1 protein-coding gene is annotated in these 1,129 nt (G+C 72.3%); it reads left to right on the forward strand.

The window, feature by feature from the left end; genetic code table 11:
• Positions 1-235 precede the first annotated feature (235 nt).
• Positions 236-1,129 (forward strand): serine hydrolase (locus D3D02_RS17980; RefSeq protein WP_147435693.1); only part of this gene is annotated, 894 nt, incomplete at its 3' end.

The following is a 1,129-nucleotide window of genomic DNA, read 5'->3' on the forward strand; positions in this document are numbered from 1 at the left end:
CTCCGGACCCACGTCGTCGAGGATGACGTGTCTTGAGTAGCGGTCGAGCTGGGTCGCGTCGAGCGAGAGACTCATGCCTACGACCTGTGCCGGCGCGGATATAATCGTGTTCCCGAGCGGCGGTCGCCGACGCGCCCGCCGGCGCGGGCGCGCCACCGGCGACGGTCCCCGCACGCGACCGGGGAAACTCCCTCACACGCGAACGACTGAAGGGGGCGAGCCCTGAAGGCGGGGTATGTACTTCCCCGACGCGGGCGAGTGGGAACGGCGCGACCCCGAGGCGGTCGGGCTCGACCCGGAGGCCGTCGCGGCCGCGGCCGACTACCACAGGCTGAACGGCACGCCGCGCGAGCAGATCAACTACGACTTCGCGGACCACGAGACGTGGGACGACGCCGAGGGCGAGCACGGGCAGCGGATCGGGCCCCACCCCGCGCGGCGCGGCGGCCCGGCGGGACTCGTCCTCAAGGACGGTTACCGCGTCGCGGAGTGGGGCGACACCCGGCGCGTGGACCAGGCGTTCAGCGTCGCCAAGAGCTTCCTCTCGGTCGTCGCGGGCGTGGCGTGGGACCGCGGCGAGATCGGTTCCGTCGACGACCGCGTCCGCGAGTACGTCGACGACGGCGGGTTCGAGGGCGACCACAACGGGGCGATCACGTGGCGCCACCTGCTCCACCAGACCAGCGAGTGGGAGGGGACGCTGTTCGGCAAGCCCGACGCCGTCGACCGCAACCGGGCGGTCGGGAAGGACGGCGAGGCGCTCGACAAGTCGGAGACGCGGTCGCTCCGCGAGCCGGGGACGTTCTGGGAGTACAACGACGTGCGGATCAACCGCCTCTCGCTGGCGCTCCTGCGAACGGTCGGCCGGCCGCTCCCCCGCGTGCTCGCGGAGAACGTCATGGAACCGGTCGGCGCCACCGACACCTGGGAGTGGCACGGCTACTACAACTCGACGGTCGACGTGGACGGGACGGCGATGAAGAGCGTCTCCGGCGGCGGCCACTGGGGCGGCGGGCTGTGGATCTCCGCTCGCGACCTCGCCCGGGTCGGCCTGCTGTACCTCAACGGCGGGGAGTGGGACGGGAACCGACTGCTCTCGGAGGCGTGGGTCGACGCGTCGACCGAGCCC

The sequence above is a fragment of the Halobellus sp. Atlit-38R genome, assembly GCF_003665925.1.
In the GTDB taxonomy this organism is placed as follows: domain Archaea; phylum Halobacteriota; class Halobacteria; order Halobacteriales; family Haloferacaceae; genus Haloquadratum; species Haloquadratum inordinatus.